General features: G+C 63.3%; 8 protein-coding genes. 5 read left to right on the top strand and 3 right to left on the bottom strand.

Annotation, left to right across the window (positions count from 1 at the left end):
- Positions 1-137: 137 nt before the first annotated feature.
- The gene (locus tag NKH89_RS24940; RefSeq protein ID WP_352496011.1) at positions 138-2,153 is read right to left on the bottom strand and encodes a thioredoxin domain-containing protein; all 2,016 of its coding nucleotides are present in this window, start codon (positions 2,151-2,153) and stop codon (positions 138-140) included.
- 59 nt (positions 2,154-2,212) lie between these two features.
- Between NKH89_RS24940 and mnmE the strand changes: the two genes are divergently transcribed.
- The 5 genes from mnmE (at position 2,213) to NKH89_RS24915 (ending at position 8,247) form a co-directional block, all read left to right on the top strand.
- A complete protein-coding gene (gene mnmE / locus NKH89_RS24935; RefSeq protein ID WP_352910406.1) occupies positions 2,213-3,541 on the top strand; it encodes a tRNA uridine-5-carboxymethylaminomethyl(34) synthesis GTPase MnmE in 1,329 nt (442 codons plus the stop codon).
- A gap of 416 nt (positions 3,542-3,957) precedes the next feature.
- On the top strand, positions 3,958-5,847 hold the full coding sequence (gene mnmG, locus NKH89_RS24930) for a tRNA uridine-5-carboxymethylaminomethyl(34) synthesis enzyme MnmG (protein WP_352910403.1): 1,890 nt from the start codon (positions 3,958-3,960) through the stop codon (positions 5,845-5,847).
- Positions 5,844-6,482, top strand: coding sequence for a 16S rRNA (guanine(527)-N(7))-methyltransferase RsmG (gene rsmG / locus NKH89_RS24925; protein WP_023718751.1), 639 nt, complete (start codon positions 5,844-5,846; stop codon positions 6,480-6,482). Before mnmG ends, rsmG begins: the two co-directional genes overlap by 4 nt.
- Before the next feature lie 37 nt (positions 6,483-6,519).
- A complete protein-coding gene (locus NKH89_RS24920; protein WP_084642633.1) occupies positions 6,520-7,320 on the top strand; it encodes a ParA family protein in 801 nt (266 codons plus the stop codon).
- A gap of 45 nt (positions 7,321-7,365) precedes the next feature.
- Positions 7,366-8,247, top strand: coding sequence for a ParB/RepB/Spo0J family partition protein (locus tag NKH89_RS24915; protein WP_023718749.1), 882 nt, complete (start codon positions 7,366-7,368; stop codon positions 8,245-8,247).
- Between the two features lie 315 nt (positions 8,248-8,562).
- On the opposite strand, the gene holA is transcribed toward NKH89_RS24915, so the two are convergent.
- Positions 8,563-9,606: a DNA polymerase III subunit delta gene (holA, locus tag NKH89_RS24910; protein ID WP_023718747.1), complete on the bottom strand. Its 1,044-nt coding sequence runs from the start codon at positions 9,604-9,606 to the stop codon at positions 8,563-8,565.
- 53 nt (positions 9,607-9,659) lie between these two features.
- Positions 9,660-10,610 (bottom strand): hypothetical protein, encoded by a 951-nt coding sequence (locus tag NKH89_RS24905; protein WP_352496006.1) that lies wholly within the window; start codon positions 10,608-10,610, stop codon positions 9,660-9,662.
- Between the last annotated feature and the right edge of the window lie 12 nt (positions 10,611-10,622).

The following is a 10,622-nucleotide window of genomic DNA, read 5'->3' as shown; positions in this document are numbered from 1 at the left end:
AGCCTCCGCCAAGCTCAACTGGCCCGTCTGCTTCACTGCCATCGCGATTCCCTCAGACCGTCCACCTCAGAGAATCACAATCAGCGAATTACGCAACAGGCCCACAGAGGGGAGAAGGAGGGGTCGCGCCAGGTCCATCACCGCCGCAAATGCCGCTCAAGTTCCTCGGCTTCCGTTACCACCGGCAGGCAAACCTGCCCGGTGCACAGCCAGGCGCCTGGCCTATCTGTTGGCGGCAGAATGCCGCCTGGTAGGGCCGGCAGGTTTATTGCCGAGCGGGTTGCCACGACAATGTCAACCCTTCGTGGATCCGGTGATCGATTCGCTACCGGAACGAGCTGCGGGTTCGCCAAATCATCCACGATCACCAGTTTCAGCGGTTCGAGCGCCAGGGCACAGGCATTGACGATTCCCGCCTGGCCATGGCCCTGGTGCTCCGCCCGCCCGGCCGCGTGCTCGGCGACTGTCCAGGCTTTTTCCCAGAGATCGAGATCGCCGGTCAGCGACGACAATCGGACCATGGCTTCGATGATCTGCCCGGTGGCGGAAGGAATGGCCTCGTCGACATCGCCGCGGATGCGGATCGGCACATCCGTGCTGTCCGACGCGGTCAGATAGTAGCCGGTCTTGTCGCTGTCCCGGTGCCAGAGATCGAGTTGCTCAATGAAGTTCTTGGCGCGATCGATATAGTCGGGATTGCCGGTCGCCTCGAACAGCGAGACCGCCGCATTGGTCATGGCGGCATAGTCGCTCGACAGGGCCGGGAACAGCCTCTTTGCGCCGAGCATCGAATGCGGCAGGCGGCCGTCACGTCCGGCGCCCGCAATGGCGGCAAAGCCCGCTGCCGCCGCTTCGATCCAGTCGGATCGGCCAAGCGATCGCCCGGCCTCGGCAAGGGCTGCGATCATCAAGCCGTTCCAGTCGGTCAGGGCCTTGCCGTCACGCCCTGGCCGGATGCGCTGTGACCTCGCCGCGAGCAATTTTTCTTTCAGAGGGACGAGCTGTTGGCGGTCGATCACACTTTGCGTCTGCTGGGCTTCTGTCTGGCGGATGATCGGCTTGCCCTCCCAGCCATGCGGGTCGGCAAGTGTGAAGTAGTTGAAAAACAATGCTGATTCGTCATCAAGGGCAAGCTCGACCTCATCCTTGCTCCAGGTATAGAACAGCCCTTCTTCCCCTTCGCTGTCGGCATCGAGACTGGCAGCGAAGGCACCGCCCTCGACCCGCATTTCGCGCAACAGCCAGGCAATCGTTTCTTCGATTCGCAACCGGAACAATTCCTTGCCAGTTGACGCGTAGGCCCAATTGCACAGCCGGACGAGTTGGGCATTGTCGTAGAGCATCTTTTCGAAATGCGGCACCAGCCATTCGGCGTCGGTCGAGTAGCGACTGAGGCCACCGCCGACATGGTCGTAGATGCCGCCGGCCAGCATCTTTTCGAGGCTGAGGAGAACGGCGTCACGATGGGCTGCGGTGCTGTCGCGCAGCCAGGACAGCCAGAGGCTCTGCATGAACGGCGCGTTGGGGAATTTGGGTGCGCCGCGCAGGCCGCCCAGCTCGCGGTCGATCATGCCGTCAATGCCGTTGGCGAGCTTCGCTAGCGTGTCGCTGTCGAGTACGGCCTTGGCATGGCTGCCCGCCAGCCGCGCCTCGACATGCGTAGTCAAACCGTCGGCGCTTTGGTTAACGCTTTCTTTCTTCTCCCGCCAAGCCTTGTCGACCGCCTCCAGCACCTGGACGAAGCCCGGGCGCCCGTAGCGGGCTTCGCGAGGGAAGTATGTGCCGCCCCAGAACGGCTTGCCGTCCGGCGTCAGGAACATGGTCAGCGGCCATCCGCCCTGCTCGCCCATCGAGGACAGCGCCGCCATGTAGATCTGGTCGATGTCGGGGCGCTCCTCGCGGTCGACCTTGATATTGACGAAGAGACGGTTCATGACGGCGGCGACGCCGTCGTTCTCGAAGCTCTCATGCGCCATGACGTGGCACCAGTGGCAGGCAGCGTAGCCGACTGACAGCAGGATCGGACGCTGCAGCGCCTGTGCTTCGGCCAGAGCGGCAGGCGACCATGGCCGCCAGTGCACCGGATTGCCGCTGTGCTGCTGCAGATAGGGACTGGCCTCTTCGGCAAGCAGGTTTTGTGCAGGCAATGTCACGGCGCAACTCGATGGTGGATTGAACAGGCATAGCTAGGGCGCTTCGGCAGAGCGGGCAAATGATTTCAAAAGACTCCATCGTGGCACTGTCGAGCGGGCGCCTGCCGGGCGGCATTGCGGTGATCCGAATTTCGGGGCCGCAGAGTCGATTCGTAGTCGAAACGATTGCCGGATCGGCCGTGCCGAACCGCGTTGCTAGCTATCGCAAGTTACGGGCGCCGGACGGATCGGTGCTGGACAGCGGCCTGGTCGTCTTCTTTGCCGGTCCCGACAGTTTTACCGGCGAGGACGTTGCCGAGTTCCATGTGCATGGCGGACGCGCCGTCGTGGCGAAGATGCTGGAAACGATCACCTCCTTCGACGGCGTCAGGCATGCCGAGCCGGGTGAATTCACCCGCCGCGCCTTTGTCAACGGCAAGCTCGATCTGGTCGAAACCGAGGCGCTGGCCGATCTCATCAATGCCGAAACCGAGGCGCAGCGGCGCTTTGCCGTGCACAATGCCGAAGGCGTGCAGAGCGAACTCTATCTGGGCTGGCGCCGACGGCTGCTCCACGCCCGCGCGATGATCGAGGCCGAGATCGATTTTGCCGACGAGGACGACGTGCCGGGTTCGGTCGCCGACACAGTCTGGTCCGACGTGCGGGCCATGATCGCCGAGATCGAGCGCCATGTCGCCGGCTTCCGCGCTGCCGAAATCATTCGCGACGGGTTCGAAGTCGTCATCCTCGGTGCGCCGAATGCCGGCAAATCCAGCCTGTTCAACGCTCTGGCGCGGCGCGAGGCGGCGATCGTCACCGATGAGCCGGGCACGACCCGCGACCTGCTGGAGGTGGTGCTGGACCTCGAAGGGGTGCGGGTCCGGGTAACCGACACCGCCGGTCTGCGCGAGGCGCCCGGCAAGATCGAGGCGATCGGCATCGAGAAGGCCAGGGCCAAGGCGCACAGTGCGGACCTGCTGTTGCTGCTTGAGGATATGGCTGAGCCAATGGCGATCGGTGTGCTGCCGGGCGCCATTCCGGCGCTGAGGGTCGGAACGAAGGTTGATCTTCTGAGGGGCGAATCACCCTCGCCCGCGGCGCACTGCGATATCGCTATCTCGACGCAGGACGGCACGGGAGTGGCCGAATTGCTGGACGAGATCGGGCGGCACGCCGCAGCGCAGATCGGCCAGGCCGGCGATATCCTGCCGTCGCGGCTGCGGCACGTCGAGCTGCTCAATGAGACAAAACGCTTCCTGCTTGCGGCAGCGGCAAGTAGTGACCGCGGACAGGAATTGCGCGCCGAGGAACTGCGCCTGGCGGCGGATCGGCTCGGACGGATCGTCGGCGCGGTCGATGTCGAGGATATGCTCGACGTGATCTTTTCGCAATTCTGTATCGGCAAGTGACTCACGTGAAACATTGGGAAGAATACGCCCCAGTGATTCACGTGAAACGCTGGGCGGTCAGTGGAGGGCATTGTTTCACGTGAAACGATTCGCTGTGCAAATGTCGCAGGTGCTGCAGGTTGAGGGGTTAGTGCGGCTCTCGCCTTCTCCCCGTGTGGGAGAAGGTGGCCAAGCGAAGTTCGGTTGGATGAGCGGTGTTCCAGCTTGGCACCGACGGTGATCCGTCCAGCACCCCTCAACCGTCTTGGCGCTGCGCGCCAATCCACCTTCTCCCACAAAGGGAGAAGGCAGACAGGGCAGCGCCGGGCGTTCTCTATCTGCAATGGTCAGCGCAGTTATGCGCCTGAAGCCTCTCTGTTCTTGACAGCTCGTCCCGGCGGGCACATGTGTCGGCAGATTCGAACCGGAAGATACAGATGACCAATCGCTATGATGTGGTTGTGGTGGGTGGCGGCCATGCTGGGTGCGAGGCGGCCAGTGCTGCCGCGCGTGCCGGCGCCAGAACCGCGCTGGTGACGCTGCGCTTCGACACGATCGGTGTGATGTCCTGCAACCCGGCGATTGGCGGCCTCGGCAAAGGCCATCTGGTTCGCGAGATCGATGCCATGGACGGGCTGATGGGGCGCGTCGCCGATGCGGCCGGCATCCAGTTCCGTCTGCTCAACCGTCGCAAGGGGCCAGCGGTCCGCGGTCCGCGGACGCAAGCCGACAGGAAGCTCTATCGGCTCGCCATGCAGGCGGCAATCCGGCAGCAGGCCGGCCTCGATGTCATTGAAGGCGAGGTGCTGGACTTCGACATCAATGACGGGGAAATCGACGATGGGCGCATCGCGGCGGTGCTGCTGGCGGATGGAAGCAGGCTCGCCTGTGGCGCCGTGGTGCTGACGACCGGCACCTTTCTGCGCGGGCTGATTCATATTGGCGAGAAGAAAATCGTCGCCGGCCGCATGAACGAGCAAGCGAGCATCGGCCTGTCGGCGACGATGAGCCGCGCCGGCTTCAGGCTCGGGCGGCTGAAGACCGGCACGCCGCCGCGGCTGGACGGCAGGACGATCGATTGGGCGTCGCTTGAGAGCCAGGCGGCGGATGAAGATCCCGTGCCGTTCTCGCTGCTCACCGACCGCATCGAAAACCCGCAGATCCATTGCGGGATTACGCGCACGACCAATGTCACGCATGAGCTGATTCGCGCCAATCTTGGCCGCTCGGCTATGTATTCGGGGTCAATCGAAGGCGTCGGGCCGCGTTATTGCCCGTCCATCGAAGACAAGATCGTCAAGTTCGGTGACCGCGAAGGCCACCAGATTTTTCTGGAGCCAGAAGGGCTCGACGACGACACGGTGTACCCGAACGGCATCTCGACCTCCCTGCCCGAGGACGTACAGCTCGACATCCTGAAAACCATTCCGGGGCTGGAGCGGGCAACGATGCTGCAGCCCGGCTATGCCATCGAATATGACCATGTCGACCCACGCGAACTCAAGTCGACGCTGGAAACCAAGCGGATCGCCGGGCTTTACCTCGCCGGCCAGATCAACGGAACCACCGGCTACGAGGAGGCTGGCGCGCAAGGGCTGCTTGCCGGCTTGAATGCAGCGCGCAAGGCGTCGGCGAGCGATGAAATCGTGCTAAGCCGCACCGAAGCCTATATCGGCGTGATGGTCGACGACTTGACCAGCCGCGGCATCGCCGAGCCCTACCGCATGTTCACCTCGCGGGCCGAGTTCCGGCTGTCGCTGCGTGCGGACAATGCCGATGAGCGGCTGACGCCGCTGGCGATGAGACTGGGGATCGCCTCGCCGGAGCGAACGCAACGGTTCAACACTGTCGTGCAAGACCTTGATAAGGCGCGGCAGCTCGCCCTCGGCACCACGATGACCCCGAATGAGGCGGCGCGCCATGGGCTCGAGATCAACCGGGACGGCGTACGCCGCTCGGCCTATGAGTTGCTGGCCTATCCCGGTGTCGACATCGCCTGGCTGGGGCGCATCGAACCTGCTTTTGGAGCAATCGACGCCAAAACGGCCGAACGTCTTGAAACGGAAGCCAAATATTCCGTCTATCTCGACCGCCAGCAGGCGGACGTCTCGCAGATCAGGCTTGAGGAGAGCCGGCTTATTCCCGAGTCGCTCGACTTTGCTTCTGTTCCCGGCCTGTCCAATGAGCTGAAGCAAAAGATGCTGGCACGCCAGCCGCGTTCCATCGCTGACGCGCAGCGTATGGAAGGCATGACGCCGGCGGCGCTGGCGATTATCGTCGCGCATGTCCGCAACGCCGAGGCGGCCGCGCGAAAGCAGGTCGCGTGAGCGCTGCGTCCTGGGCGAACCTGCAACAGGCAGCAGGCCCGGTTTCACGTGAAACATTCGATCGTCTGGTCGAGTTCGAGGCCGTCTTCCAGAAATGGAATCGCCGGATCAATCTGGCCGCGCAATCGACGCAGGACGATGTCTGGCGCCGCCACATCCTCGACAGCGCGCAACTGGCGCGAATCAAACCAGACGCGAAGCGCTGGGTCGATCTCGGCTCCGGCGGCGGTTTTCCCGGGCTTGTGCTGGCCTTTCTACTGGTCGAGCGTGAAGGGGCCAGCATCGACCTGGTTGAAAGCAATCGGAAAAAAGCATCGTTCCTGCAAGCGGTCGTCGGACAGTTCAGCCTGCCTGCCAAGGTCATCGCGCGACGCATAGACGACAGCTATCCTCTTGTTCCTGCACCGCAAATCGTCACGGCCAGGGCGCTCGCCTCGCTGCCGGCCCTGCTCCACCTGGCGGCGCCGTGGCTTACGAAGGGCGCGCGCGGCCTGTTTCACAAAGGCCGGGATTACCGCGCCGAAGTGGCAGAAAGCGCTCAACGATGGTCTTTCGATCTGGTAGAACATGCCAGTGTAACCGACGCGCAGGGCGTCGTTCTCGAAATATCCGACTTGCGACAGCACCCTGGCTAGTGACCGGCGACCCCGAATGAATTTCTGGCATAGACCCATGATGAAGAACGGCCCCCGAATCATCACCGTCGCCAACCAGAAGGGCGGCGTCGGCAAGACGACGACGGCCATCAATCTGGCCACCGCGCTGGCCGCTATAGGCGAACAGGTGCTGATCGTCGATCTCGACCCGCAGGGCAACGCCAGCACCGGGCTTGGCATCGACCGGCGCGACCGCACCGTCTCGTCCTATGATGTGCTGACCGGCGAACTCGACCTGGAAGCGGCGGCGATCCCGACGGCGGTGCCCGGCCTGTCGATCGTGCCGTCGACGCTCGATCTGCTCGGCATCGAGATGGAAATCGCCTCGGCGCCGGACCGGGTGCTGCGGCTGCGCAACGCGCTGCGGGCTTCGGCCGAGCGCTCGGCCAATTTCGGCTATGTGCTGATCGACTGCCCGCCCTCGCTCAATCTGCTGACGCTGAATTCGATGGCTGCGGCCGATTCGGTGCTGGTACCGCTGCAGTGTGAATTCTTCGCGCTGGAGGGCCTGAGCCAGCTGTTGGAGACGGTCGAGCAGGTGCGCCGTTCGATCAACCCCGATCTGACGATCCAGGGCATAGTGCTGACGATGTTCGACGGGCGCAACAATCTCGCCAACCAGGTGGTGCAGGATGTACGGGCGCATATGGGCGACAAGGTCTATGAAACCGTCATCCCGCGCAATGTCCGCGTTTCCGAGGCGCCGTCCTATGGCAAGCCGGCGATTCTCTACGACCTCAAATGCTCGGGCAGCCAGGCCTATCTGCAGCTTGCTTCCGAAGTGATCCGCCGCGAGCGCAAATTGCGTGCCGCCTAACAGTAGCCAACAAGCGATTCGATACCGAAACGATCTGGACGGACGATGAACGAAGACCCTTCGAGAAAGAGACTGGGCCGGGGATTGGCGGCCCTGATCGGCGAAATCGATCGCCCGGCGGCACCGGAAAAGCCGGGGCTGGCGGCCGACGGCAAGGTGCCGATCGAGTTCCTCAGCCCTAACCCGAAAAACCCGCGGCGGCATTTTGGCGACGCCGACCTGACCGACCTCGCCCAGTCGATCCGCGAACACGGCGTGGTGCAGCCGGTGGTGGCGCGGCCGTCGAAAACCCAAACGGGCCGCTACGAGATTATCGCCGGCGAGCGTCGTTGGCGTGCGGCGCAACGCGCCGGGCTGACCGAAATCCCGATCATTGTGCGCGATGTCAACGATCGCACGGCGCTCGAACTGGCGATCATCGAAAACGTCCAGCGCACCGACCTCAACCCGGTCGAGGAAGCGCTGGGCTACCAGCAGCTGATCGACGACCACGGCTATACCCAGGCCGATCTCGGCCAGGTGATCGGCAAGAGCCGCAGCCATGTCGCCAACACGCTGAGGCTGCTCAAGCTGCCCGACGTCATTCGCGACATGCTGGTCGATGGGGCGCTGTCGGCCGGCCACGCCCGTACCTTGGTGACGGCCGACGACCCGGCCGGGCTCGCCAAGCGGATCATCGATGAGGGGCTTTCGGTGCGCCAGGCCGAGGCGCTGGCGCAGATGCCGGTCGGCGCGCCGGCGGCAAAACGCCAACCCGCCGCACCGCCGCAAAAGGATGCCGACACACTGGCGCTGGAGCGGCAGATGACCAGTACGATCGGCATGATCGTTACGATCGAGCACAACCAGCGCGGCGGCGTGATCAGCGTCGCCTACCGGACGCTGGAGCAGCTTGACGAGCTTTGCCGAAGGCTGAAGCGGGAGTAGGTATGGCCCGGTACCTTAGCCGGCAAACTACTCGTGAATCGACTGCCGTTCTGACAAGAATTCGCTCCTGTTCGGGGTGTTGGCGCCGCCCCTCATCTGCCTGCCGGCATCTTCTCCCCGTATAGTGACGGGGAGAAGGGCGCTGTCTTCGACGGTTTTGCCGATCTCCAGCATTGCAAGAAGGTGCCGGCGTTGCGGCCGGCTTCTTTCTCCCCGTTTACGGGGAGAAATGCCCGGTAGGGCATGAGGGGCGGCGCCAGCCTCAATGATTGTCGTCTCCGACTGAGTTGAAGCTGCCATCTGCTCGAAGCGAGCTTACCTCTGCGCCAGCCTTGCGCTTTCCACGGCAATGCCGAGCAGCGCCTGGCGTGCCAGCGCGATCGACAGATCGGGCCGCCGGCGCGTTTGCAGCACCGCCGTCTGCAAGCGGGTCAGGGCGCGGCCGAGCGCCTCGCTGCTCCAGCGTTCGAGGGCTTTCTCGACCAGCTTGCGCCTGGAGAAAAACACCGGCGGGCGCGCCGCGGCTACGACCGAAGCGGCATTGCGGCCGCCGGCGTCCATCAGGCCGCGCATCGCCTGGATCGTCTGCAACTGCCGCATCGCCGATGAAAGCACCAGGAAGGGCTGGCCGCCAGACTGGCAATGGCGGGTGAAGGCGCTGTCGAAGTCGGCGATCCTGCCTTCGAGCAGGGCGTCGACGGCCGCATCGAAGGAGAGGCCGGAGACATCGCCGGATGTCGCCTTGACGTCGTCGAGGCCGATTTCGGCCTGGCCATGCGCATAAAGCACCAGCTTTTCGATCTCGCCGCGCGAGGCCAGCCGGTCGCCGCCAAGGTTGCGGCGCAGCGCCTGCCGCGCCTCCAGCGTCATCGACATGCCAGCCTTGCGCAGTTCGTCGTCGATGACCGTGTCAATGTCCCTGGCCTCATCGGCGTAGCAAGGCAGAGCCATGGCATTGTCCGCCGCCTCCACCACGCCGCGCAGGCCGACGCCCTTCTTCAGGTCACCGGCCTCGATCAGGATAATGGCATCGCGCGGCGGCTCGGCGGTCAGCGCCCTGACGTCGTCGGCAAGCGCCTTCTGAGCGCCGGCATTGCGCACCCATAGCAGGCGCCGCTCCGAAAACATCGGCACGGTGTGCGCCTCGTCGAGCAGGCGGCCCTCGTCGCGATCGACCTCCGATCCGTCCAGCCTGACCACCGAGAACGGATCGTCGAGCGGCAGGCCGGTCCTGGCGGCAAAGGCCTTTGCCCGCTCGGCGACCAGCCCGCGATCGGGACCGTAAAGCAGCACGATCGAGACGCGCGGATCCGGCTTCGCGAGCCATGAATCGACCTCGTATGCTTTCTTCTGTGCCATGGTGTTGTGGTTAGCATGGCGAGAGCTCCGGGTGAACCACAGGCGCCGGCCTGCTAGTTCTTGTCCTCGGGGGATTGCAGGATGCTATCAGGCTTGAACGAAGTATCGGCAGCACCGAGGCGTTCATAGTCCGTCATTGCCGTGTCAAGCGATTTGCCTTTCTCGACCGACCACAAAGTCACTGAGGCCAGATAATTTGTGAAGGCGTTCTGCTCTCTTCCGAAAATGGCGGCCAAACGCGAGTCGTTTTGGAAAAAGCGATCGAGTTCCTGTTTGATTGCAACGTCATTCTTCGCCAGCGACCGTATAGCCCATACAGCCGATGCCACCGTCATCACACGCATCATGTCTTTTGATGCCTGGCTCTTGGGGCACCCATATTTCCGGCATGCAGCGACAATCATGATATTCTCGGGGCGACCTGGAGCCACCGCACCCGCGAATTTCCCCATAACAAGGCCGATGCAGATTGCGTCCGCCGCGATGCCGTCACGGCTGGTTCGAAGATTTCCCAGAATATGATCTCCCAGAATATGATCTATGTAGGACAAGTCTCCTGTCGCCATATAGGCGCCAAGCAGCAGATCATTGTCCAACGGGACAAAGAGGGGTGTCAACGTTTTCAAAGGCATGGCACCGGGGGATGCTGCATCCTCCAGCTTTCGGCTCGACGCGAAACGCCGCGCTTCGTCCGTGAGACCAGCCTTGTGCAGAGCGGCCAGATAAAGGTCAGCCGCGCGATCGGAGGGCACGCCATCCAGCAGTTTTCGTCGCATCTCCGGCGAGCCGTCGAACAATGCAGCGAAAAACCCGGTTATCGTTCCGTTTTCAGCGCTGGACGGAGCTTGATCCAAGGTTGTGATAAGCCGGTCAATGCAGGCAGCATCCCTCGTGCGATAGTACGTGCCGATGCAATCGTCCGACTGAGCGAAAGCTGGTCGACCGGATCCAACCAGAAAAGCTACAATCGCCAACGCGACGACGGCCCTCGATCTGCCTTGCATTCCCGCCTCTCT

Origin of the sequence: Mesorhizobium sp. M0923 (assembly GCF_040319365.1) — a bacterium.
Lineage (GTDB): Bacteria > Pseudomonadota > Alphaproteobacteria > Rhizobiales > Rhizobiaceae > Mesorhizobium.
This window is presented reverse-complemented; position numbering and strand designations above follow the sequence as displayed.

What these genes read in the sequence shown, in the direction of transcription:
- mnmE (WP_352910406.1), top strand. Translation starts at nt 2,213, where the DNA reads ATGATTTCAAAAGACTCCATCGTGGCACTGTCGAGCGGGCGCCTGCCG.
- mnmG (WP_352910403.1), top strand. Translation starts at nt 3,958, where the DNA reads ATGACCAATCGCTATGATGTGGTTGTGGTGGGTGGCGGCCATGCTGGG.
- NKH89_RS24920 (WP_084642633.1), top strand. Translation starts at nt 6,520, where the DNA reads ATGATGAAGAACGGCCCCCGAATCATCACCGTCGCCAACCAGAAGGGC.
- NKH89_RS24915 (WP_023718749.1), top strand. Translation starts at nt 7,366, where the DNA reads ATGAACGAAGACCCTTCGAGAAAGAGACTGGGCCGGGGATTGGCGGCC.
- holA (WP_023718747.1), bottom strand. Translation starts at nt 9,606, where the DNA reads ATGGCACAGAAGAAAGCATACGAGGTCGATTCATGGCTCGCGAAGCCG.
- NKH89_RS24905 (WP_352496006.1), bottom strand. Translation starts at nt 10,610, where the DNA reads ATGCAAGGCAGATCGAGGGCCGTCGTCGCGTTGGCGATTGTAGCTTTT.